20 protein-coding genes are annotated in these 23,316 nt (G+C 72.9%); 15 read left to right on the top strand and 5 right to left on the bottom strand.

The window, feature by feature from the left end:
* Positions 1–13: 13 nt before the first annotated feature.
* Positions 14–1,330 carry a DUF2254 domain-containing protein gene (locus tag ACESM1_RS00790; RefSeq protein WP_372616834.1) on the bottom strand — a complete coding sequence of 439 codons (1,317 nt, stop codon included), beginning with the start codon at positions 1,328–1,330 and terminating at the stop codon, positions 14–16.
* A complete protein-coding gene (locus tag ACESM1_RS00795; RefSeq protein ID WP_372616835.1) occupies positions 1,327–2,268 on the bottom strand; it encodes a mechanosensitive ion channel family protein in 942 nt (313 codons plus the stop codon). Before ACESM1_RS00795 ends, ACESM1_RS00790 begins: the two co-directional genes overlap by 4 nt.
* A gap of 122 nt (positions 2,269–2,390) precedes the next feature.
* Between ACESM1_RS00795 and ACESM1_RS00800 the strand changes: the two genes are divergently transcribed.
* The 6 genes from ACESM1_RS00800 to ACESM1_RS00825 all read left to right on the top strand — a co-directional run bounded on the left by ACESM1_RS00800 (position 2,391) and on the right by ACESM1_RS00825 (position 8,547).
* A complete protein-coding gene (locus ACESM1_RS00800) occupies positions 2,391–3,221 on the top strand; it encodes a TSUP family transporter (protein ID WP_372616836.1) in 831 nt (276 codons plus the stop codon).
* A 27-nt stretch (positions 3,222–3,248) separates the two neighbouring features.
* Positions 3,249–4,445, top strand: coding sequence for an acetate/propionate family kinase (locus ACESM1_RS00805; RefSeq protein ID WP_372616837.1), 1,197 nt, complete (start codon positions 3,249–3,251; stop codon positions 4,443–4,445).
* A 52-nt stretch (positions 4,446–4,497) separates the two neighbouring features.
* Positions 4,498–5,763 carry a glutamate-5-semialdehyde dehydrogenase gene (locus ACESM1_RS00810; protein ID WP_372616838.1) on the top strand — a complete coding sequence of 422 codons (1,266 nt, stop codon included), beginning with the start codon at positions 4,498–4,500 and terminating at the stop codon, positions 5,761–5,763.
* Positions 5,764–5,851: 88 nt separating this feature from the next.
* The gene (locus ACESM1_RS00815; RefSeq protein ID WP_372616839.1) at positions 5,852–6,874 is read left to right on the top strand and encodes an SDR family oxidoreductase; all 1,023 of its coding nucleotides are present in this window, start codon (positions 5,852–5,854) and stop codon (positions 6,872–6,874) included.
* A 72-nt stretch (positions 6,875–6,946) separates the two neighbouring features.
* Entirely contained in the window at positions 6,947–7,825 is an 879-nt protein-coding gene (locus tag ACESM1_RS00820; RefSeq protein WP_372616840.1) for a 2-keto-4-pentenoate hydratase, read from the top strand.
* The gene (locus ACESM1_RS00825; RefSeq protein WP_372616841.1) at positions 7,822–8,547 is read left to right on the top strand and encodes a nicotinate-nucleotide adenylyltransferase; all 726 of its coding nucleotides are present in this window, start codon (positions 7,822–7,824) and stop codon (positions 8,545–8,547) included. Before ACESM1_RS00820 ends, ACESM1_RS00825 begins: the two co-directional genes overlap by 4 nt.
* On the opposite strand, the gene ACESM1_RS00830 is transcribed toward ACESM1_RS00825, so the two are convergent.
* Complete coding sequence (locus ACESM1_RS00830) at positions 8,540–8,896, bottom strand: hypothetical protein (protein WP_372616843.1); 357 nt, start codon at positions 8,894–8,896, stop codon at positions 8,540–8,542. The two genes, ACESM1_RS00825 and ACESM1_RS00830, sit on opposite strands and share 8 nt — an antisense overlap.
* A 79-nt stretch (positions 8,897–8,975) precedes the next feature.
* Here ACESM1_RS00830 and rsfS point away from each other — a divergent pair, with 79 nt between their 5' ends.
* The 9 genes from rsfS to ACESM1_RS00875 all read left to right on the top strand — a co-directional run bounded on the left by rsfS (position 8,976) and on the right by ACESM1_RS00875 (position 17,869).
* Positions 8,976–9,419, top strand: a complete 444-nt coding sequence (gene rsfS / locus ACESM1_RS00835) for a ribosome silencing factor (RefSeq protein ID WP_372616845.1) — start codon at positions 8,976–8,978, stop codon at positions 9,417–9,419.
* On the top strand, positions 9,373–9,882 hold the full coding sequence (locus ACESM1_RS00840; RefSeq protein ID WP_372616847.1) for a 23S rRNA (pseudouridine(1915)-N(3))-methyltransferase RlmH: 510 nt from the start codon (positions 9,373–9,375) through the stop codon (positions 9,880–9,882). The genes rsfS and ACESM1_RS00840 overlap by 47 nt, the downstream gene beginning before the upstream one ends.
* A 159-nt stretch (positions 9,883–10,041) precedes the next feature.
* Positions 10,042–10,521 carry a hypothetical protein gene (locus ACESM1_RS00845; RefSeq protein WP_372616848.1) on the top strand — a complete coding sequence of 160 codons (480 nt, stop codon included), beginning with the start codon at positions 10,042–10,044 and terminating at the stop codon, positions 10,519–10,521.
* Positions 10,522–10,569: 48 nt separating this feature from the next.
* Positions 10,570–11,244, top strand: a complete 675-nt coding sequence (locus ACESM1_RS00850; RefSeq protein WP_372616849.1) for an NnrU family protein — start codon at positions 10,570–10,572, stop codon at positions 11,242–11,244.
* Positions 11,245–11,323: 79 nt separating this feature from the next.
* On the top strand, positions 11,324–12,166 hold the full coding sequence (locus ACESM1_RS00855; protein ID WP_372616851.1) for an ion transporter: 843 nt from the start codon (positions 11,324–11,326) through the stop codon (positions 12,164–12,166).
* Between the two features lie 100 nt (positions 12,167–12,266).
* Entirely contained in the window at positions 12,267–13,817 is a 1,551-nt protein-coding gene (gpmI, locus tag ACESM1_RS00860) for a 2,3-bisphosphoglycerate-independent phosphoglycerate mutase (protein WP_372616853.1), read from the top strand.
* Between the two features lie 52 nt (positions 13,818–13,869).
* Positions 13,870–15,096 (top strand): murein hydrolase activator EnvC family protein, encoded by a 1,227-nt coding sequence (locus tag ACESM1_RS00865; RefSeq protein ID WP_372616854.1) that lies wholly within the window; start codon positions 13,870–13,872, stop codon positions 15,094–15,096.
* A gap of 131 nt (positions 15,097–15,227) precedes the next feature.
* Positions 15,228–16,718 (top strand): S41 family peptidase, encoded by a 1,491-nt coding sequence (locus tag ACESM1_RS00870; RefSeq protein ID WP_411278352.1) that lies wholly within the window; start codon positions 15,228–15,230, stop codon positions 16,716–16,718.
* Positions 16,719–16,747: 29 nt separating this feature from the next.
* The gene (locus tag ACESM1_RS00875; RefSeq protein ID WP_372616856.1) at positions 16,748–17,869 is read left to right on the top strand and encodes a divergent polysaccharide deacetylase family protein; all 1,122 of its coding nucleotides are present in this window, start codon (positions 16,748–16,750) and stop codon (positions 17,867–17,869) included.
* Positions 17,870–17,884: 15 nt separating this feature from the next.
* Here ACESM1_RS00875 and ACESM1_RS00880 read toward each other — a convergent pair whose 3' ends face one another.
* Both ACESM1_RS00880 and ACESM1_RS00885 read right to left on the bottom strand, forming a co-directional pair.
* Entirely contained in the window at positions 17,885–19,108 is a 1,224-nt protein-coding gene (locus ACESM1_RS00880; protein ID WP_372616857.1) for a multidrug effflux MFS transporter, read from the bottom strand.
* A 65-nt stretch (positions 19,109–19,173) separates the two neighbouring features.
* Positions 19,174–23,247 carry an ExeM/NucH family extracellular endonuclease gene (locus ACESM1_RS00885; RefSeq protein WP_372616859.1) on the bottom strand — a complete coding sequence of 1,358 codons (4,074 nt, stop codon included), beginning with the start codon at positions 23,245–23,247 and terminating at the stop codon, positions 19,174–19,176.
* Positions 23,248–23,316: the final 69 nt, after the last annotated feature.

The following is a 23,316-nucleotide window of genomic DNA, read 5'->3' on the forward strand; positions in this document are numbered from 1 at the left end:
CGGCCGAGCGCGCTTACGCGGCGTCGGCCAGCCGCGCGTCCTGGCTGAGCGCGCGCGACGCTGCATCGGCGCGCTCGGCCACCGCCGCACGCACACTGGGGTCATCGCAGCCCGCCAGCGCGGCATCGTGCGCCAGGTCCAGGTGGCGGCGCAGCACCGCGCGGCGCGCCGGATCGTGCTCCACCCCCGCGACGGCGCCGATCACCTCGATAAGCCGGATCATCACGGCCGGCTGGTCGGCGGCCGACTGGCGCAGCATGTGGAACATCGCATCCACCAGGCCGGCATAGTCGGTGGTCGGCCGGCTGACCCGCGCCACGCCGTCGCGCCAGGTGATGCCGTCCGGGAACTCGCGCCGCGCCGCCTCGCACAGCGAGGCGCCGAGGTGGTCGAGCACGTTCACCGCGCTGAAGGGATCGTTGATGCCGCTGGAAAGCGCGCGCATGCCGATCTCCACCATCTGGCGCACCGCGAATTCCAGGTCCTGCTCCACGTTGCGCGTGTTGCCGAGCGACATGGCCGAGGCCAGCGCCGCCTCGGCTTCCTCGCGCAAGGCCGCCGGCGTCACCTCGCCCACGGTGCTGCCGGGGAAGACGAAGCCGCCGGGCCGCACGGCGAAGCGCAGCACCGCACCGGCGCCCTCTGCCCAATCCGCCAGCGCAGCATCGTCCAGCACGCGCAGGTAGCCGCTGCCGCGGGCGCGGAGCGGTGCGGCCGGACCGGCAGGATCGCCGCCAGCCGGCGGCACCGGCGCGCCGTCACCGCGCTCCGGCAGGGCGTGCAGCGCGGCGGACAGATCGGCCTCCACCAGCGCCACCACGCGGTCCAGGTTGATGGAACTGGCGACGTGGTGGATGAACCAGACCAGCATCGCCACGCAGGCGCCGGCCAGCAGCAGTGCCGTCGAGACGGCGAGCTGCGGCACGAAGGCGCCGTTCTCCGCCTCGTGCACCGAACGCAGCGCCACCAGCGAGAAGGCGAAGGTGGCCACGAAGGTGCCGAGCGCATACTGGTTGCCGGCGTCGCGCGTGAAGTTGCCGAGCAGCCGCGGCCCCATCTGCTGCGTCGCCAGCGTCAGCGCCGCGACGGTGATGGAGAACATCGTCCCCGCCACGCCGATGCTCGCACCCGCGATCGCGCCAAGCACGCCGCGCGCGCCGGAGATGCCACCGGCATAAACCCAGGATTCCAGCCACGCCGGCAGGCGCACGCCCTCAACCATCACCAGCCCCTGCGCCAGCAGGATCGCAGCCAGCGTCATCACCGCCGGGCGCAGCCAGAAGCGGGAGAGCAGGTCGGCCCAGAACTGCCGCAGCCAGGCGCCGTTCACGGCGCGCGCTCCGCCTGCCGATCGGCCCGCCAGCGCGGCCGCGGGGGCCGGCCGCGGGCGGGCCAGCCTTCGCGCTGGCGCGCACGGTCGCCGTCGGTCTCCTCGGTCTGGTCGTGCAGCAGCACCTGATGCGTCGGGAAGGGCATGTCGATGCCGGCGCGGGCGAGCGCCGCCTTTGTCGCTTCGAAGACATGGTCGGTGACGTCCAGCGCCTCCACCCGATGCGGCGGGTCGATCCAGACGAAGAGGTCGAGCTGCACCGCGAAGTCGCCGATCTCCGCCACGCGCACCACCGGCGGCGGCTGCGCCAGCACGCCTTCCGCGCCGCGCGCCGCCTCGGCGATCACGCGCTTCGCCTCGGCGATGTCGTCGCCCATGCCGATGCCGTGGCGCAGCGTCAGCCGCCGGCGATCATAGGCGGTGGCGACCAGCACCTTCCCGGCGAAGAGGTCGGCGTTGGGGATCACGGCGCGACGGTTGTCGTAGGTGCGGATGGTGGTGGCGCGGATCTGGATGTCCTCGACCGTGCCTTCGAACTCGCCGGTGCGGATCTGGTCGCCGAGGCGGAAGGGCTGGGTCAGCAGCAGCAGGATCCCGGCCAGCAGGTTCTGCAGGATGTCGCGGAAGGCGAAGCCGATGGCGACGCCGCTGATGCCCAGCACGCCGAACAGGTCGCCGGCGCCGATCGACGGGAAGGCGATCGCCGCCGCCACCAGCACGCCGAGCAGCACGACGATGCCGCCGCTGATCCGCCCGAGCACCAGCGCCAGCCCCGGCGATCGCGCCCGCAGCCCCGGCGCGCGCGACAGCCCGCTGCGCACCCCGCGGGCCAGCAGCGCGAACGCACCGAGCACCAGCAGCCCCAGCACCAGGCCAGGCAGCAGGATCAGGCCGAACTGCGCGAGTTCATTGATGCGCCCGAGCGCCGTGTCGAACATCCACCTCCCTCCCCGGCCTGCGAGCCAACGGTTCGGGCGCGGTGCGGTTCGCTGCACCTCCTTCAGGGGCCCGGCAAACGTTGTCAGGCCGGGCCGTGCGTGGCAGCGTCCGAGGCCCCGTCATGCTGGACCTTCTCCCCTTCCACCTGCCTGGATTCGGCGTTCTCTCGGCGCTGCTGGCAGCCGGCCTGGGCGCCGGCATCCTCGGCGGGCTGCTCGGCATCGGCGGTGGCGTGGTGATCGTGCCCGTGCTGCTCGAGGTCTTCGCCGCGGAGGGCATTGCCGCGGAGGTGCGAACGCCATTGGCGATCGGCACCGCGCATGCCGCCGTGTTGCTGGCTTCGGTTTCCGCTGCGCGGGCGCATGCGCGGGCAGGGCGGGTGGACGGCGCGCTGCTGCGCGGCTGGTTGCCGCCCATGCTGGCCGGCACGGCGGCAGGGCTGCTGCTCGTGCGCATCGTCGCGCCGGCGCTGCTGGTCGGCGTCTTCGCGCTGGTTGCGCTGCTGCTCGGCCTCTCGCTGCTGGCCGGCGAGCGCGCGGCGCTGGCGGAGCGTCAGCCGCCGCCACCGCTCTCCGCCCTGCCGCCGGCGCTGGTCGGCACCCTGGCGGCGGCGCTCGGCGTCGGCGGCGGCACGCTGAGCGGGCCGACACTGGCGCTGTTCTCGGTGCCTCTCGTGCGCGTGATCGGCGCGGGGGCGGTGTTCAACATTGCGGTGGCGCTGCCGGCCACGCTGGCCTTCGTGTGGAGCGGCCTCGGCAACATGGCGCTGCCGGCGGGCACGCTCGGCTATGTGACGCCGGTGCCGCTGGTGGCACTTACGGTGCCGGCCTTCCTGGTCGCGCCCTGGGCGGCACGGCTGGCCCCGCGCCTGCCCTTGCGCCTGCTGCGGCGCCTCTTCGCGGCCTGCCTGCTGGCCATCGCGCTGCGCATGCTGCTGCGCCTGTTGGGTTGAACGGTGCGGTTGCGGTAGGCTCGGGGCATGCAAGCCGGCCTGGCCCCTCAACCCCGTGCGCCGCTGGTCGGCGTGGTGAACGCCGGCTCCTCCTCGGTGAAGTTCGCGCTGTTCGAAGGCGAGGCGCGGCTGCTCTCGGCGCAGGTGGACGGCATCGGCGTGCGGCCCGCGGCACGTGCGAAGGGCGCGGCGGGCGAGCCGATCGCCCCGCCGCCGCTCGGCCCGACGCCGAAGAGCCCGGCGGCGGTGATGCCCGCGCTCTTCGCCTGGCTGCGGGAGAGGCTGGGCGGGCGGCGACTGGATGCGCTCGGCCATCGCGTGGTGCATGGCGGGCTGCGCCATGCGCGGCCGGAGCGCGTGACGCCAGCGCTGGTGGCGGAGCTGGAGGCGCTGATCCCGCTGGCGCCGCTGCACGAGCCGCACAACCTGGCGCCGATCCGTGCCGCGACGGCGCTCGATCCCGCGTTGCCGCAGGTCGCCTGTTTCGACACCGCCTTCCATCGCAGCGCGCCGGATGTCGCGCAAGCCTTCGCGCTGCCGCTCGCGATGTTCGAGGAGGGCATCCGCCGCTACGGCTTCCACGGCCTGTCCTACGAATACATCGCCGGCGCGCTGCCGGCGCTCTCGCCGCGCCTCGCCGCCGGACGCTGCGTGGTGCTGCATCTCGGCAACGGCGCCTCGGCCTGCGCCATGCGCGGCGGCGTCTCGGTCGCCACCACCATGGGCTTCACGGCGCTAGATGGGCTGCCGATGGGCACGCGCTGCGGTGCGCTGGATGCGGGCGTGGTGCTGCACCTGCTGCAGCAGAAGGGGATGGACGCGCAGGCGGTGCAGGACCTGCTGTACCGCCGCTCCGGGATGCTCGGGCTGTCGGGCGGCATCTCCTCCGACTTCCGCGACCTGCTAGCGAGCAAGGATCCGCGCGCAGCCTTCGCCGTCGAGGTATTCTGCCACCACGCGGCGCGGCAGGTCGCCTCGCTGGCGGCAGCGATGGGCGGGCTGGACGGGATCGTCTTCACCGCCGGGGTGGGCGAGAACGCCGCGCCGGTTCGCGCGCGCATCGCCGAGGGCTGCGGCTGGCTCGGCCTCGACCTGGACGAGGACGCCAATGCGCGCCACGGCCCGCACATCAGCGCCGATCGCAGCGCGCTCGAGGCCTGGGTGGTGCCGACGGACGAGGAACGCATGATCGCCCGCCACACCGCCGCGCTGATCGCCGGCTGAAGCTTCCCTTGGCCGGCGGCAAGGGCTACCTCTGCCGCCGGAGGACAGCCCGATGACCGCCCTCGCCGACGAGGTTTCCCGCCTGCTGGACAGCGCCGCGCGCGATGCGCGCGAGGCCGCGCATGCGCTCGCCGCCGCGCCGCGACCGCAGAAGGATGCGGCACTCGCCGGCGCCGCCGCGGCGCTGCGCCGCCGCGCCGGTGCGGTGCTGGCCGCGAACGCCGAGGATCTTGCCGCCGCGACGGGGCTGACCGACGCGTTCCGCGACCGGCTGACGCTCACGCCTTCGCGCATCGAGGCGATGGCGACGGGGCTGGAGGAGATCGCGGCGCTGCCCGATCCGGTCGGCCGGACGCTGAGCGAGTGGACGCGCCCGAACGGCCTGGTGATCCGCCGCGTGGCGCAGCCGATCGGCGTGGTCGGCATGATCTACGAGAGCCGCCCCAACGTCACCGCCGATGCCGCCGGGCTCTGCCTCAAGGCGGGCAGCGCGGTCATCCTGCGCGGCGGCAGCGAGAGCCTGCGCAGCGCGCTCGCCATCCATGCCTGCATCCTCGATGGCCTGCGCGGCGCCGGCCTGCCGGAGGCGGCGGTCGCCGTCGCGCCCACCGCCGATCGCGGCTTCGTCGCGGCGATGCTGCGCGCGGCGGGGCTGATCGACCTGATCGTGCCGCGCGGCGGCAAGGGCCTGGTCACGCGAGTGATGGAGGAGGCGCGCGTGCCCGTCCTCGCCCATGCCGAGGGGCTCTGCCACACCTATGTCCACGCGGCCGCGGACCATGCGATGGCGCGCAGCCTGGTGGCGAATGCGAAGATGCGCCGCACCGGCATCTGCGGCGCCACCGAGACGCTGCTGATGGATGCCGCCATCGCGCCCGCGCTGCTGCCGGCGATCGTCGCCGACCTGCGCGCACTGGGCTGCGCCTTCCGCGCCGATGCTCGCGCGCGGGCGATCGTGCCGGACCTCGATGCCGCGACGGATGCCGATTTCCGCACCGAATGGCTCGATGCGATCCTGAGCGTGAAACTGGTGGATGGCGTGGACGACGCGCTCGACCACATCCGCCGCTACGGCAGCGAGCATACCGAGGCGATCGTGACGCAGGACGCAGCGGCGGCGCGGCATTTCCTTGATCGGCTCGGCTCCGCGGTCGGGATGTGGAACGCCTCCACCCAGTTCTGCGACGGCGGCGAGTTCGGCTTCGGCGCCGAGATCGGCATCGCCACCGGAAGGCTGCATGCGCGCGGCCCGGTCGGGCTGGAGCAGCTCTGCACGTACCGCTACCAGGTGATCGGCACGGGTCAGACCCGACCCTGACCTGCGGCGAGCGCCGGAAGACACGATTCCGGTCGGAACCCCGTGGCGGCCCTCGCTTTCCGCCTGCTTCACGCAGGAAGGATCGCAGATGTCGCAGGACAGCCACAACACGTCGCGCCGCGCGGTGCTCGGCGGCGTCGGCGGCGCGGTCGCCGCGCCGGCGGTGCTCGCCCAGGCGCAGCAACAACAGCAGCAGCAGCAGCAGCAGCAAGGCCAGCAGGCGCAGCGGCGCGACCTCGGCGATCCGCGCGGCGAGTATCCGCGGCCGCCCTTCCCGCGCCAGCAGCAGCCCTGGCCCGGCCTCGCCGCCCGCATGCAGCCGCAGCCCGACCATGGCGAGACCAGCTATCGCGGCGCCGGCAGGCTGACGGGACGGCGCGCACTGATCACCGGTGGCGATTCCGGCATCGGCCGCGCCGCCGCCATCGCCTATGCGCGGGAGGGCGCCGACGTCGCCTTCAACTACCTCGAGCAGGAGGAGGAAGATGCGCGCGACGTGGTGGAGCTGATCCGCCAGGCCGGGCGCAAGGCGGTGCCGATCCCGGGCGACCTTCGGGAGGAAGCCTTCTGCAACCGGCTGGTGCAGCGCGCGGTGGACGAGCTCGGCGGGCTCGACATCCTGGTGAACAACGCGGCGCGGCAGACCGCGCAGCCTTCCATCGCCGACATCACCACCGAGCAATTCGACGCGACGATGAAGACGAACCTCTATGCGATGTTCTGGCTGACCAAGGCGGCGCTGCCGCACATGCCGACCGGCAGCACGATCATCAATACCGCCTCGGTGGTGGCCTATGACCCGCCTTCGCTGCTGCTGGACTACTCGATGACCAAGTCGGCGATCATCGCCTTCACCCGGGCGCTGGCGAAGCAGGTGGCGGAGAAGGGCATCCGGGTGAATGCCGTCGCACCCGGCCCGTTCTGGACGCCGCTGCAGCCCTCCGGCGGGCAGCCGCCGGACGAGGTGGTCAGCTTCGGGTCGCAGACGCCGCTCGGCCGTCCCGGCCAGCCGGTGGAGCTGGCGCACACCTACGTCCTGCTGGCCTCGCCGGAGGCGAGCTACACCAGCGGCGACGTGCACGGCGCGACCGGCGGCCGGCCCTCGCCCTGACCCGTCCGTTTCCGCCCTCCCCGGACGGCGCGATCCCGTGGCAGGATGGCGCCGACCGAACGGGAGGACGGAATGCGCCGGATACTGGCTGCGCTGTGCATGGGCGCCCTGCTGGGGCCGTTGCCGGCCGCCGCCGCCTGCCCCTCGGTGCCGGAGGTGGCGCGCTTCGCCCGCGCCTTTCTCGACCGTACCGCCCCGCCGCAGCTGCCGGCGGACCTCTCCATGGCCGATGCGGTCTGCGCGCAGGAGCGGCTGGTGGCGGTGCTGGCGCAGCCCTTCGGCGACCGCGTCGGCTGGAAGGTGGGCCTCACCAACCCCGCCGCGCAGCGCCGCTTCGGCGTGAACCAGCCGGTCGCCGGCGCGATCTTCCACGGCACCATCCGCGACCGGTCGGGCGCCGAACTCCCCGCCCGCTTCGGCATCCTGCCGATCATCGAAAGCGACCTGCTGGTCCGCATCCGCGACGAGGGCATCAACACCGCCGGCAGCGACCACGTCGCGCTGCTGCGCCACATCGAGGCGGTGATCCCCTTCATCGAGCTGGCCGACCTGGTCTATCCGCCGGACGCCCCCTGGTCCGCGCCGCTGATCGTCGCGATCAACATCGGCGCGCGCCACGGCGTGCTGGGCGAGGAGATCCCGGCCGAGGCGACGGCCGAATTCGCGGCGCGACTCGCCGCCATGACCATCACGCTGTCGGGAACCGATGCCAGCGCGCCCCCGCGCGAGCTGGCGCGCGCGCCCGGCCGGGCCTTGCTCGGCCATCCGCTCAACGCCGTCGCCTGGCTGGTGGAGGAGCTGAAGGCGCGCGGGCGCACGCTGCGCGGCGGCGAATACGTCTCGCTCGGCGGCTTCTCGCCGCCGCTGCCGGTCGCGGCGGGGCAGAGCTATCGCGTGACCTATGAGGGGCTGGCGCCGCAGCCGTTGCAGGTGGATGTGCGCTTCCGGTGACGCTCAACCACAGGGGCGACCGCCGGCGGCGGCGCATCGGGCTGCTCGGCGGCAGCTTCAACCCGGCCCATGCCGGCCATCGCCATGTCGCCGAAGCGGTGCGCCGCGCGTTGCGGCTGGACGAGGTGTGGCTGCTGGTCTCGCCGGGCAATCCGCTGAAGCCGCGCGCGGGGATGGCGCCGCTGGCGCAACGCTTGGCCTCGGCCCGGGCGATCGCCGATGGCTGGCGGATCATCGCCACCGACATCGAGGCGTCGCTCGGCACCCGCTACACGCTCGACACGCTGGCGGCGCTGCGCCGGCGCTTCCCGCGGGCGCGCTTCGTCTTCGTGATCGGCGCCGACAACCTGGTGCAGTTGCCGCGCTGGCAGGGCTGGACACGGCTGGCGGCGGCGACACCGATCGCGGTGCTGCCGCGCCCCGGCTGGACCCGGCGCGCCCTGGCCGGCAAGGCTGCGCATCGCCTGGCGCGGCACCGTCGCCGCCCGGCGGCGTTGCTGGCTGGGGCGTCGCGGGCAGAACCGGCGGAGGGCCACGCGCCCTGGACCTTCATCTCCACCGCGGAGCATCCGGCATCCGCCACGGCGATCCGGGCGTCGCAAGGGGAAGCAGGCCAGGGGACGAAGCCGGTGGCCGGTGTGGCGCCTGGGCCGCGCCGGCGGCTTCCCCGCATCGCTGCGGAACCGGTGCGGATGCGGGCCGCCGCTGCGGCTGCTAGGTGAGATGCAGGAATCGACAGGAGGCGGCTATCGCGCGCACCCCCAAGGCATCCGAGGACGCCCCGAAGCCGCGCCGTGCGCCGGCCAAGGCGGGGACGACCAGGACAGCAACGACCCGGTCCGGCGCCACCAGGCCTGGCACCGGCAAGGCGGCCGCGCCGAAGGCCGGCACGACGAAGCCCAGCGCGCCCAAGACAAAGCCGGCGCCGAAGGCGAAGGCGCCTGGCGCCGCGGCGTCCCGACCCGCTGCCAAGCCCGCTGGCAAGCCCGCTGCCAAGCCCGCCGCGAAGCCGAAGGCCGCGCCGAAGCCGGCCGCGAAGCGCGCACCGGCACGGGCGACGCCGCAGCTCAAGGCCTCGGCCAGCGCCGCCGCCCGGCGCGATGCCGCGCCTGCCGCCCCGCGCGATGCCGCACCGGCCGCCCCGCGCCCGGTGCGCCCCGCCCGCGAACGCAAGCCGAAGGTCGCCCCGGCCCTGCTCGACCGCCTGGTCGAGGCGGCCCGCAAGAGCCTGGAGGACGACAAGGCGGAGAACGTCCTGGTCCTCGATGTCACCGGTCGTGCCGACTATGCCGACCGGCTGGTGATCGCCACCGGCCTGGCGGACCGGCAGATCCAGGCGATGGCCACGCATCTGCAGGAAGCGTTCGAGAAGGAAGGCCTGAAGCTCCGGCGCGACGCCATCCAGGGCTCGCCCGACTGGGTGCTGATCGACGCCGGCGACCTGGTGGTGCACCTGTTCAAGCCGGAAGCGCGCGGCCTCTACGGGCTGGAGCGGATGTGGGGCCCCGAGAGCCCGGCCGCCGAGCCCGACCGCACCCCGCTGCCCGATGACGGCATCGGCGGCTCGACCGCCACGGAAGACGACGACGAATAGGCCGGTCTCGATCCTCGCCGTCGGCCGGCTGAAGCCCGGCCCCGAGCGCGCGCTGTTCGAGCACTACGCCGCGCGCCTGCGCCCGCCGCCGCTGGTGGCGGAGATCGCCGAGGCGCGCGGCAGCCCCGCGGAGGTCCGGCGGCGGGAAGGCGCGGCACTGCTCGCCGCGCTGCCGCAGGGTGCGCTTGCGGTGGCGATGGACCTGGGCGGGGAGGCGCCGGGCAGCGAGGCCTTCGCCGCCCTGCTGGAACGCTGGGCCGGCTCCGGCCGGTCGCTCGCCTTCCTGATCGGCGGTGCGGAGGGGCTGGATCCGGCGGTGCTGGCGCGGGCAGAGCACCGGCTCTCGCTCGGGCCGATGACCTGGCCGCATTTCCTGGTGCGCGGGATGCTCGCCGAGCAGCTCTACCGGGCGCAGGCGATCCGGGCGAACCATCCCTATCACCGCGCCTGGCGGCCGGACTGATACGATACCCCGCGGGGCGCGACCGATCCGGCCGCATCGCCGGCACGGGGCCGCCAAGCGCCACACTTGCGTCTCGCAAAAGGTTCATTACGATTTTTTACCGGACCTGCCGCCGGCCGCATGGCATGTCATGGCTGTCCGGATTACGGGATTCAAAGAATGCAGGTTGACTACTATTGTCTCCTCGAACAGGAAAAAGTGTGGCGGGACATCAACGAACTTGCGCTCGCCTGCGGTAGTTACGGGGGCACCTACCGCGTCCACGCGCACAAGCCCGGCGCCGCGCTGTGCTGGCATCCCTACAACATGATGCGCATCGGCCGCGCCACCGGCGAGGATCCGCTGGGCCTGCTCTATGTCGGCGCCGCCGAGGATTTCCGGGTGGACTTCATCTCGCTCTGGGCGTCGCTGGGCCCGGTGCGCGCCGACGTCGCGGAGCACCCGGTGGGCAAGGCCTTTTCCGCCTCCGAGGCGCTGCGCCGGCGCTTCCGCCTGCTCTGCTTCACGCTGCGCTTCAGTGCCGACCCGGCCGCCACCCAGGCCGAGGAGCTGGCCGCCTATACGGCCGAGTACGGCGAGCTCCCGCCGCTCCACCAGCTCGCCGTGCGGCAGCGGGAGGCGCTGGCCGCGATTGCGTGACGCGGCGGCGCGCGGCAGGCTCGGCCGTCCCCGTCGGAGACCGCCCGCATGGTCCTGCTCGTCCTCGCCGCCCTGCTCTGGGTGTTCATCCATATCGGCCTCTCCGGCACGCGGCTGCGCGACGCGGCGGTGGCGCGGCTGGGCGAGGGGCGGTTCATGATCGCCTTCTCGGTCGCCTCGGTGGTCTCGATCCTGCTGCTGGTGCTGGCCTGGCGGGAGGCCGAGACCAGCTTTCTCTGGGCCGCGCCGGACTGGCTGCGCTGGATCCTCGCCTTCCTGATGCTGCCGGCCTTCGTGCTGTTCATGGCCAGCCACAAGCGCAACCCGACCGCCGTGGGGAACAAGGGGCTCGGCGAGGAGCCGCGCGGCATCCAGCGGGTGACGCGCCACCCGATGCTGTGGTCCTTCGCGATCTGGGGCCTGGTGCATGTGCTGGGCAATGGCGACACCGCGAGCCTGGTGTTCTTCGGCGCCTTCCTGGTCACCGCGCTGGCGGGCATGCCCTCGATCGACGCCAAGCTCGCCCGGCGCAACCCGGAAGCCTGGCGCGGCTTCGCGGCAAAGACCTCCATCCTCCCCTTCGGCGCCATCCTGTCGGGCCGCAACCGGCTGGCGCTCGGCGAGATCGGCTGGATGCCGCCGGTGGTGGGCTTCGTGCTCTGGGCCGCGCTGCTGCACTTCCACCGCGGCGTCTTCGGCGTGCCGGCGCTGATCCTGGGGTGACGCCTTCCGAGGCTTGAAACCTCGTTGCGGCGGCGCCATTCCCTGCGCCGCCAACACGAAGAAACAAGCCCGGGATCCCATGCAGGAAGTCCTCACCTCGGCCGATGCGGCCGAAACCCTCCGCGCGCGCACCGCGCGGCTGGTGCTCTCGGCCCCGTTCCAGTCCGCCGTCATCGGGCTGATCCTGCTCAATGCCGTGACGCTCGGGCTCGAGACCTCGGGCAGCGTCATGGCGGCGATGGGCGGGCTGCTGTACTTCACGGATCGCGTGCTGCTGGCGCTGTTCACGGCGGAGATCGCGCTGCGCATCTACGCCTTCCGCGGCCGCTTCTTCCGCGACCCCTGGGGCATCTTCGACCTGCTGGTGGTGGCGATCGCCTGGGTGCCGGCGACCGGCCCGCTCTCCGTGCTGCGGGCACTGCGCGTGCTGCGCGTGCTGCGGCTGATCAGCATCGTGCCCTCGATGCGGCTGGTGGTGGAGGCGATGCTGAAGGCGCTGCCGGGGATGGGCAGCATCGTGCTGCTGATGGCGCTGATCTTCTACGTCTTCGCGGTGATGGCGACGAAGCTCTACGGTGAGCTGGCGCCGGAACGCTTCGGCTCGCTCGGCGCCAGCCTGTTCACCCTGTTCCAGATGATGACGCTGGAAAGCTGGGCGGAGGCCAATGTCCGCCCGATCCTGGAGCAGCAGCCGCTGGCCTGGCTGTTCTTCGTGCCCTTCATCCTGGTCGCCACCTTCGTCGTGCTGAACCTGTTCATCGGCGTGATCGTGGACAGCATCCAGACGCTGCGCGCCCAGCGCGAGGCGCCGGCGCTCGAGGCGGCGCGGTCGGAAGCGCATCTCGACGCGCAGACCGTGCTGGCCGAGATCCGGGCGCTGCGGGCGGAGGTACGGGAACTGCGCGCCGCGCGCACCGGTTGACCCCTCGCGCGGTCGAGCCCTTGCGCGCCGCATCGCGCGGTTGACCCGGGCTGGCGGGCGCGGCTAGCTCCCCGCGCCCCGCCACGGAACCCGAGACACCATGCCGAAGCCCGCCCGCCGTCCCGTCATGCTGGTGATCCTGGACGGCTGGGGCTGGCGGGAGGAGGTGGCGGACAACGCCGTGAGGCAGGCGAGGACGCCCGCCTTCGACGCCCTCTGGTCCAACGGCCCGCACGCCTTCCTGCGCACCTCCGGCCGCGATGTCGGCCTGCCCGAGGGCCAGATGGGCAATTCCGAGGTCGGCCACCTCAACATCGGCGCCGGGCGCGTGGTGATGCAGGACCTCGTGCGGATCGATGCCGCCTGCGAAAGCAATGCGATCGCCACCCTGCCGGGGCTGACCGCGCTGTTCGACAAGGTGAAGGCCGCCGGCGGGAAGCTCCATCTGGCCGGGCTGCTCTCGCCCGGCGGCGTGCACAGCCACCAGGACCACGCCGTCGCGCTGGCCTGCGCCGCCACCGCCCAGGGGCTAGAGGTGCTGGTGCATGCCTGGACCGACGGCCGCGACACGCCACCCAACGCCGCGCCCGAGTACCTCGCCCGCTTCGAGGCCGCGCTGCCGGCCGGCGCGAAGGTCGCCACCGTCTGCGGCCGCTACTACGCGATGGATCGCGACAGGCGCTGGGAGCGCGTGCAGAAGGCCTACGACCTCATAGTCGCCGCGCGCGCGCCACGGTTCGAGACCGCGCACTCCGCCATCGAAGCCGCGCACCAGGCCGGGCAGTCCGACGAGTTCATCCTGCCGGCCGCGATCGGCGATTACCGCGGGATGCGCGACGGCGACGGGCTGCTCTGCTTCAACTTCCGCGCCGACCGGGTGCGGCAGATCCTCACCGCCCTGCTCGATCCCTCCTTCGACGGCTTCGCGGCCGAGCCGACCATCCGCTTCAGCGCCGCCGCCGGGATGACGGAATACAGTGCCGCGCTGAACCCCTTCCTGCTGACGCTGTTCCCGTCGGACTCCATGGCCGACATCCTGGGCGAGGTCGTCAGCAAGGCAGGGCTGACGCAGCTCCGCATGGCGGAGACCGAGAAATACCCGCACGTCACCTACTTCCTGAATGGCGGCGAGGAAGCGGTCTATCCCGGCGAGGACCGCATCATGGTGCCCTCCCCCAAGGTCGCCACCTACGACCTGCAGCCGGAGATGTCGGCGCCCGAGCTGACGGCCAAGGCGGTGGAGGCGATCCGCTCCGGCCGCTACGACCTGATCGTGCTGAACTTCGCCAACCCCGACATGGTCGGCCACACCGGCAGCCTGCCCGCGGCGATCAAGGCGGTGGAGACGGTGGATGCCGGCCTCGGCCAGATCGCGGAGGCGATCCGCGCCCAGGGCGGCGCGCTGCTCGTCACCGCCGACCACGGCAATTGCGAGATGATGCGCGACCCCGCCACCGGCGGCCCGCACACCGCCCACACCACCAACCCCGTCCCCGTCCTGCTGGCCGGCGGCCCGCCCGGCGCGACGCTCGCCGATGGCCGCCTGGCCGACCTGGCGCCGACCCTGCTCGCCCTGCTCGGCCTGCCACAGCCACCGGCGATGACCGGACGGTCGCTGCTGCGGGGCGGCGAGGGGGCCGCGGGTGGGTAGGGCGAGCAGGGGGCGCTGCCCCCTGGCCCCGGCCGGGGGGCCTGAGGCCCCCGTGATCGCCCTTCTCGCCGCAGCACTCCTCCTCGCCCCCGCCGCCGCCACCGCCCAGTCCGCCCGTGACCTGCGGCAGGCCGAGGAGGTCGCGCGGGAGCGGCGCGAGGCGGCCGAGGCGGCGGCTGCGGCGGCGCGGCGCCTCGCCGAGGAGGAGGTGCGGCTCGCCAACCGCCGGGTGGAGGCGGCGCAGCGCGCGCTGGCGGCGGAGGCGGAGGTGCAGGCCGCGCAGGCGCGCGCCGAAGCCGCCCGCAATGCCGGTGCCGAGGCCGCCGCCGAGGTCCGCGCGCGCGCCGAAGCGTTGCGCCCGCTGCTGCCGGTGATGCTGCGGCTGCAGATGTGGCCGGCCGAGACGGTTCTCGCCGTGCCTGCCGAACCGGAGGAAGCGTTGCGCGGCGCGCTGGTGCTGCGCGGCATGGTCCGCCGCCTGGAGGAGGAGGCCGCCGCGCTCCGCGCCGCGCAGTCCGAGGCCGGCCGAGCCCTGGCGCTGGCCGAGCGGGAGGCCGCTGCCCTGGCCGAGGCCGAGCAGGAGGCCCGTGCCGCCGAAGCGGCGCTGGAGGCGGAACTCGCCGAGGCCCGCCGCCTGTACGCCGAGGCTGCCGAGGCCGAGGACAAGACCGCCGAGCGGGCCCAGGCTGCCGCCGCCCAGGCGCGTGACCTGGCCGAGGCGCTGCGCCGGCTTGAGCGCGAGCAGACTCGGCGGGAGGCCGCCGAGCGCGCCTCCGCCGCCGCCCGGGCCGCCGCCGAGGCCCGCCGCCGGGCCGAGGAAGCCCGCGAACAGCGCCTGGCGGAGCAGGCGAGGCGCCGTGCCGGCCCGTCGCGCGAGGAAGCGGCGATCCCCACGCCCTCGCGCGGCGGGCGCGCCCTGCCGGTGGCCGGGCGGGTGGCGACGAACTGGGGCGAATCCGGCCCCGGCGGCCCGCATCGCGGCCTGACCTTCGCGGCCGCGGCGGGGGCGCGCGTGGTTTCGCCCTGTGCCGGACGGGCGGTCTATGCGGCGCCGTTCCGTTCCTACGGCCTCTTGTTGATTGTGGATTGCGGCAGAGGGTACCATTTTGTGCTGGCCGGCCTGGACCGGCTCGACACCGCGGCGGGCAGGCGCCTGCTCGCGGGGGAGCCGGTCGGGGTCCTTGCCGGCACTGGCGGCGGCGGCGCTTCGCTCTATGTGGAGTTGCGGCGCAACGGGCAGCCAGTGGATCCGCGGCCTTGGTTCGCCGCACGGGGTTAGGGCAGGTTACCGGAAGGGCATGGCCCGCCGGTGCGGATATGCTCTAAGGGTTGCGTCTTCGGGTCTCCGGCCCGGATTGAAGTTGGGCAGGCTGGCGCTTCCGGGTGCCGGCCCAGAAATCGGGTGGTCGCATGAGCGGCATGTCTGGACAGGACGGTTCCAAGGGCGACGGCCGCGTGCCGCGGCTGGGTGCGGCGATGGCCGCGCCAGAACGGCAACGTCGCTGGCGACTGCGCACCCTGGGCGCGGTGGGGGGCGCATTCCTCGCCGGGGCGGTGGTCGGGCCGATGATCGCGGTGCCGGGCATCCAGGCCTGGGCGCAGGATGGCGGGCGGGCGGAGACCTATCGCCTGCTCAACCTGTTCGGCGACGTGTTCGAGCGCATCCGCGCGGAATACGTGGAGCCGGTGAGCGACCGCGAGGTGATCGAGGCGGCGATCAACGGCATGCTGCAGGGCCTCGACCCGCACAGCTCCTACATGAACCCGCGCAACTTCCGCGACATGCAGGTGCAGACGCGCGGCGAGTTCGGCGGCCTCGGCATCGAGGTCACGCAGGAGAACGGCTACGTCAAGGTGATCTCCCCGATCGACGACACGCCGGCGGCGCGCGCCGGGGTGAAGCCGGGCGACCTGATCACCCACCTCAACGGCCAGTCCACCCAGGGCCTGACCCTGCAGGAGGCGGTCGAGCAGATGCGTGGCGAGCGCGGCACCACGATCAAGCTGACGATCCGCCGCGAGGGCGAGCGCACGCCACTCGAGATCAGCCTGACGCGCGACGTGATCCGCCCGCAGGTCGCCCGCTTCCGGCTGGAGGGCAACGACATCGCCTATGTCCGCCTCTCCGCCTTCAACGAGCAGACCGAGGCCGCTCTGCGCCGCGCCGTCAGCACCATGCGCCAGCAGGCCGGCGGCAACCTGCGCGGCCTGATCCTCGACCTGCGCAACAACCCGGGCGGGCTGCTCGACCAGGCGGTGCAGGTTTCGGACGATTTCCTCGACCAGGGCGAGATCGTCAGCACCCGCGCCCGCCGCGAGGGCGATGCGCAGCGCTGGAATGCGCGGGCGGGCGACATCGCCCAGGGCCTGCCGATGGTCGTGCTGGTCAATGCCGGCTCCGCCAGCGCCTCCGAGATCGTGGCCGGCGCGCTGCAGGACCACCGCCGCGCGGTGGTGATGGGCGTCAAGACCTTCGGCAAGGGCAGCGTGCAGACCGTGATGCCGATCCCCGGGAACGGCGCGATCCGGCTGACCACGGCGCGCTACTACACGCCCTCCGGCCGCTCCATCCAGGCGACGGGCATCGAGCCGGACATCGAGGTGCTGGCGGCGCGGCCCGACCCGAACGCCCCCGCCGTCGCCCAGCGTGGCGAAGCGGAGTTGCGCCGCGCGTTGCGCAACGACAACGGCCAGGCGCAGCAGCAGGCCGCGCCGGTGCCGCTGCCGCCGATGAACCTGCCGGCCGGCGTGCAGGAGCGGGTGGTGCGGGCCCCGGCCGAGGACGCGCCCGCCTTCGACCCGACCAAGCCGGAAACCGACCACCAGCTGCAGCAGGCCGTGCAATTCCTGCGCAACCTGGCGGCGGCGCAAGGCGGGCCGCAGCGCCGCGCGCAGCGCTGAGCTGATCCTGCCCCGGCAAGGTCGCGGGCATGGGTAGGTTCGGCCTGCGCGCGCTCCTGCTGTTCTGGGCGGCGCTGCTGGCCGCGGTGGCTGGTGGTGGCGCGATGCTGGCCTGGCTCGGGCCGCCACCACCGCCGCTGGTCGCCGAGGCACCGGCGCCGGAGGCACCGGCGCAGCCAGTCCTGGAGGCGTTCGCGGCGCCGGTGGCCGAGCCACCGCCGGCCGCCGTCGCCCCCTCGGCGCCGGTTGCGGCGGCACCGCCCGCGACGCCGCCCTCCGCACCGGAGCCGCCGCCCCTGGTCGCGGCCGCGGCCGGGACGCAGGCGATCGCGGCGCCGGTGATCGCGCCGCCCGATCCCGCGCTGCTGGAAGTGTCGCGTCACGGCCAGGTGCCGCGGCTGGGGCCGGACAACCGCAGCTCGATCCGCGCCTATGCCCGGCCCTTCGACCGCGAGGACCGGCGCCCGCGGATCGGCATCATCATCAGCAACATGGGCGCCCACGGCCCCTATTCCGAGGATGCGATCCGCCGCCTGCCGAGCGGGGTGACGTTCGCCTTCAGCCCCTATGCGCTGCGCACCGAGCCCCTGGTGGAACGCGCCCGCGCGCGCGGGATGGAGCTGCTGACGGCGCTGCCGCTGGAGCCGGCCGGCTTCGGCCAGCGCGCCGATCCCGGCGACCGCGCGCTGCTGACCAGCCTCCCGATCAACGAGAACATGGACCGGCTGAACTGGGCGCTCTCGCGCATGCAGGGCCAGGTGGGCGCGATCGGTGGCCTGGGGGGCATGCGCGGCGAGCGCTTCGCGACGAATGGCGAGCTGCTCGGTACACTGCAGGCGGCGCTGACCCGGCGCGGCCTGCTCTACGTGGATCCGCGCCCCGGCGCGCCCCAACCGGCGCGTGCCTTCGGACGCAGCGTGGACCTGCTGCTGGACGAGCCCTCCGAGGTGCGGGTGGAGGTGGAACGCCGGCTGGCGGAGCTGGAGGCGCTGGCGCGGCGGCAGAACTCGGCGCTTGGACTGGCGTCCAACCCGATGCCCTCGGTGGTCGCCGCGATCGCCGGCTGGAGCGCAGGGCTGGAGGAGCGCGGCGTCGTGATCGCGCCCATCAGCGTGCTGATCCGCCGCCCGGCGGAGCAGGCGGGGCGCTGAAGGCCGCCATCGGCTTCACACGCCGAGGCGCCGGGCCCCGCGCAGGGCGAACGCGGTGCCGATGCCGGTCGCGGCCATGGTCAGCGTGGTGCCGAGCCCGCTGCCGAACTCCACCAGCCCGACGATGAAGGTCAGCAGCGCGCCGAAGCACATCTGCATCGCGCCGAGCAGCGCGGACGCGGTGCCCGCCAGCTGCGGCCGGGCGCTCAGCGCGCCGGCGATCGAGCTCGGCTGCGTCATGCCGTTGCCGATGGCGACCACCGCCATCGGCAGGAAGAAGGAGAGCAGGTGCGGCGGGAACGCCACCAGCACCACCGCCGCCAGCAGCGCGCCGCCGGTGCAGAGCCACACGCCGATCGTGAGCAGCCGCACCGTCCCCAGCCGGGTCGCGTAGCGCCCGGCGATCCAGTTGCCGGCGGCAAAGGCGATGGAGGTGGTGGCGAAGGCGATGGCGAAGGTCACGGGCGAATAGCCCATGCCCTGCACCACCACATAGGGCGCGCCGCCGAGGAAGGCGAAGAACACGCCGGTGGCGCAGGCCGTCACCGTGGAATAGCTGCGGAACGCCGGGATCGCCCAGAGGCTGCGATACGCCCTCCAGATCGCCACCAGCCCGGGCAGTTGCTGCGGCGCCGGCAGCGTCTCCGGCAGCCGCGTCCAGCAAACCGCGGCCAGCGGCAGCGCGAAGGCCAGGCAGGCGAGCATGCCGGCGCGCCAGCCGAAACTCTCCTCCAGCAGGCTGCCGATCACCGGCGCGAGCATCGGCGAGATGGTCATGCCCATGGTGACGTAGCCGAGCACGCTCGCCGCCTGGTCGCGCGGCCAGACGTCGCGGATCACCGCGCGCGCCAGCACCACGCCGGCGCAGGCGCCGATCGCCTGCAGGACGCGCGCGATGACGACGCCGACGACGCCCACCGCCAGCGCCGCGCCGAGGCTGGCCACCGCGTAGAGCGCGAGCCCGCCCATCAGCAGCGGCCGCCGCCCGAAACGATCCGACAGGGGCCCATAGACCAGCTGCCCCACCCCGACCGCCACCAGGTAGAGCGTGACCGTCAGCTGGATGGTGGCGATGCTGGCGCCGAGGTCGCGCGCCATCGCCGGCAGCGAAGGCACGATGATCTGCATGGTGAAGGGCCCGAGGCCGATCATCGCCACCAGCAGCCAGATCGGCGGCCGGGCCTTCGCCTGCGCGGCTGGGGCGGCAGCCGGTTCCGGGATGATATCGCGCGGGCTCACGGGGGCGGGACGCTAGGCCCGCGCGCCCCGGCGCGATACTGCCTTGTGCGAAGCGCAGCCCTGCGTCAGACGACCAGGATGTCGCCGGCGCCGAGCGTCACGCCGCCGCGCAGGATGGCGACGAGGTCGCGCGCCCCGTCGCCGGCGCCGTCATCGTCCCACCAGAGCCGGCCGTTGTCGGTCTCGAAGATGAAAGTGCCGAGGCCGGGCGTCGCCGCCTGACCGCTGAGGTTCGCGAGGAAGCGGGAGGGGTCGAGCGTGCCGGGCGCCAGCGAAGCATCGAAGGCCGCGCCGAGAATGCCGATACGATCCACGCCGAGGGTGAAATCGATGATGATGTCGGACTCGGCGAAGCTCGGGGGGACGGCGCTGAGCAGGAACAGGTCGGCGTCGTCCCCGCCTATCAGACGGTCACGCCCGGCGCCGCCATCCAGCGTGTCGGCACCCGACCCGCCCAGCATCGTGTCCTCGCCGAGGCCGCCGAGCAGGCTGTCGGCGCCGCCGTCGCCGCGCAGGCGGTCGCCGCCCTCGCCGCCATCGAGCGTGTCGGCGCCGTCATAGGCGATCAGGAAGTTTGCACCGGCATTGCCGATCAGCAGGTTGTCGCCGCCATTGCCCTTGAGGTCCAGCGCGTCGCTGCCCTCGAGCACGCCGGCTTCCATGTTCGGGCGGAGCTTGAAGGACACCGTGCCGGAGACGGTATCGGCCCCGCGAGCGACGCCCTCGGTGGCGACATCGAGCGGGTCGTCCACGCGGTAGAAATCGTCACCCGGGCCGCCCACCAGGGCATCCTGGCCGGCACCGCCATCCAGCGTGTCGTTGCCGCCGCGGCCGAAGATGGTGTCGTTGCCGGCGCCGCCCTCCACCGAGTCGTCGTCGCCGCCGAACACCAGCAGCTCGCCGGCGGGGCCGAAGTCCAGGGCCACCAGCAGCGGATCGTGGTCCGATGCGCGGAAGGGCACGGTGCCGTCGAAGATCGCGGGGTCGCGGCCGAAATCGAGATTGTAGTCGAGCGCGTCGGCCTCGTCGGCGTTGATGTACCAAGGCGCCGCGCCGGCGACCTTCGCCGCGAGCGCGGCCGAGGCCAGCGCATGGTCGAGCGAGCCGGTCAGCCCGTCGAAGACGTAGGAATACTCGCCGGGCTGCTCCAGGTTCACGTAGCCGCCATTCTTCAGCACCTGGATGGGGTCTTCCATCGCATAGGCGTTGAGGTCGCCGATGATCAGCACGTCCTGGTCGTTCGCGCCGGTCGGGTCGGTGGCGAGCCAGGCCAGCAGCTCCTGCGCCTGCTGCACGCGCGTGGCGTTCGACAGGGCCTGGCCATCACCCTGGTCGGCATCGCCGGGCAAGGTGGCGGCGGAGCCCTTCGACTTGAAGTGGTTCACCGTGACGGTGAAGACCTCGCCGCTGGCCAGATCCTCGAAGCTCGCGGCGATCGGGGCGCGGCCGGACTCCGCGATCAGCCCGCTGTCGAGGATGGAGATCGTGGTCCCGCCGGCGAGCTGCACCGCGTCGTTGCGGTAGATCAGCCCGACCGCGATGGCGTCGCTGCCGACGAACTGCGTGTCGGGGTTCACCCAGGACCAGACATCGGTGCCTTCGATCGCGTTGAGGCCCTCGACGATGAATTCGATGGCGTTGCCGGAGGAGCCGGGCTGGAAATCGTTCTCCAGCTCGATCAGGCCGATGACTTCGGCCCCGAGCAGGTCGAGCGTGGTGAGCAGCTTTTCCGCCTGCCGGTCGAACTCCCCGAGGCTGTTCGCGCCGCGTGGCTGGAAGCCGGCCGCCGTGACGGCGCCGCCAGCGTTCAGGGTCGTGAAGAAATTGAGCACATTGAAGGAGGCGACCGTCAGCGTGCCGCCGAGTTCGGGCGGCGCATCAGGGCGCGGATTGCCTTCGTCGAAGGTGTTGGCGCCGTCCTCGGTTGCGCGCAGGCGCCAGGTGGCGCCGCTGGTCGCATTGCCCGCCCACTGGTAGTCGAGGACGCCGGTCAGACCGGTGACGGTATCGCCCATGCGCGGCGCATTTGCGGTGGCGTAGGTCGGCCCGAATCCGTCGAGGTTGCCGATCAGCGCATTCTGGACATTCAGCCCGTCGTCATAGGTGATGGTCCGCGCGCCCACCTCGATCAGCGAGGCCTGGTAGCCGGCGGTGCTCGGCGCGTTCTCCTGGGTGAACTGCGCCGGGCGGTCGCCGGCGACGAGCTTGATCTCGTTGAACCGGTCGAGCTGGAACTGCTCGGTGACGGTCAAGGTCTGCGGGAAGGTGACCCGCATCCCCTCATAGGCTTCGAGGTCGGGCTGTACATCGCCGTTCTGGCTCAGCGTCGTCGCGGCGGCGGGCAGCAGGATCTGGACGGCGTTGGGCAGCGGGTTCGCGGCGTTGACGACACTGATGCTGGCGGCGTTGAGCTGCGTCAGGCCGAAATACTCCGACACCGTGCCGGTGACCCGCACGCGGTCGCCGACCGCGACATCGCCGATGGCGCTGCCCTGGAAGACGAAGATGCCTTCCGAAGTCAGCGCATTGCCGTCGGCTTCGGCATCCTCCTCCTGCAGGTAGAAGCCCTGCAGGTCGCGCCGCGCATCGGCGTCGCCGTTCTGGAAGTCGCCGACCACGATGGCCTCGACCGTGACGGTCTGGCCGGCCAGCGGGCTCGCGGCGCCCGCGCCCTGGATCGCGTGGATCAGGGTCAGCGCGGCGTCGTCGTTGAGGATGGTGCCGGTGCCGCTGGCGTCCAGCAGCGTGGTCGTGCCCGTGGTGTTGACCAGGTTGGCGAGGGTGACGGTGAAGGTCTCGTCCGGCTCCACCGTGGTGTCGCCGTTGATGGTGATGGAAACCTGCCGACTCAGGGCACCGCCGGCGGCGAAGTCGAGCGTGCCGAACCCGGCCGCGTAGTCGCTGTCCGCCGTGGTCGCGGTGCCGTCGGAGGTGGCGAAGTCCACGCTGAAGGCGCCGGTGTTGCCGGTGCGGCTGACGGTGAAGGTCAGCAGCGCCGTGCCGGCATCGCCCTCGGCGACGGAGACGTCGTCAATGGAGACGCTTTCGCCGACGGGCGGCGCATAGGCCTGGTTCGGGGCGCCGGGCGTGTTCAGTGCCTCGCCCACCACCGGCGTGCCGGCGAAGCCGGCGATGCCCGCCAGGTCGAAGTCGTTGCGCATCCAGTCGCCGGCGGCGTCGGTGTCGGCGCCCTCCGGGATGCGGCTGGCGCCGCCGGGCGCGAAGGGCAGGCCGTCATAGCTGGCGGTCAGCACCGGCGCGCCATAGGTCAGGTCGCCCGCGCCGCCGTCATTCACCGCGATGCCGTCGGTGATCGCGGTCCAGGGCGTGACATCGAGCACGCCGTCATTGTCGGTGTCGAGGTCGGTGCCGACGGTGCCGGTCCAGTCGGACACCAGCAGCAGCGTGACGGTGCCGTTCTCGTAGGTGTTGGCGACGACGTTCCCGAGCCAGTAGCCCGCCGCATCCGTCGTGCCGACCCGCAACACGCTCTCCACGGTGCCGGCGCTGGTCCCCGCATCGCCTTCGATCTGGAGCAGATAGAGCGACGAGAGATCCGTGCTCGGCGCGCCCTTCACCTCGACGTACTCGACGTCCGTGCCGGTCGTGCTGAAGCTGAACTCGTTGATCACCGGCATGACCACGGCCGCGGCGAAGCTCTGGCCGGCATTCACGCTGCCGGGGCTGTTGTCGCCGGTCGCGGCCCAGGCGAAGTCCGCATACTCGTCGCCGGTGCCGATCAGGTGCAGCGAGAAGCCGATGGGCGTGTTGCTGGCCTGCGAAATGCCGATATCCGTGCTGGCCACGCCATCCGCCGCGCCGCCGACGCCGACGAGGCTGCCCTCATAGCTGAGGAACTGGACGAGCGCGCCGGTATCGTCCACCAGCGCGATGCCGTCCGGCGAGCCGTTCTGGATCCCGTTGGAAGGATAGCTGAAGGATACCGTACCGAAGCCGCCTGACTGGTTGGCGATGACGCCGCTGAGGCTCCGCGTGTCGTAGGATGTGCCGCCGTTCCCGTTGTAGAGGACCAGCGACCAGCCGGCGAGGTCGGTGCCGGCCGTGCCGGCGACCTCGACGAACTCGCCGGTATCGGTCCCGTCATTGTCGTAGTGGAACTCGTTGATCCAGACGGCCATGACCTGTGCTCCCCGATCGGGATCGTCGCCCCGTGGCAGGCCATGCGCGTACGCGTTCTGGTTGAAAAA

The organism is Falsiroseomonas sp., from assembly GCF_041690465.1.
Taxonomy (GTDB): domain Bacteria; phylum Pseudomonadota; class Alphaproteobacteria; order Acetobacterales; family Acetobacteraceae; genus Falsiroseomonas.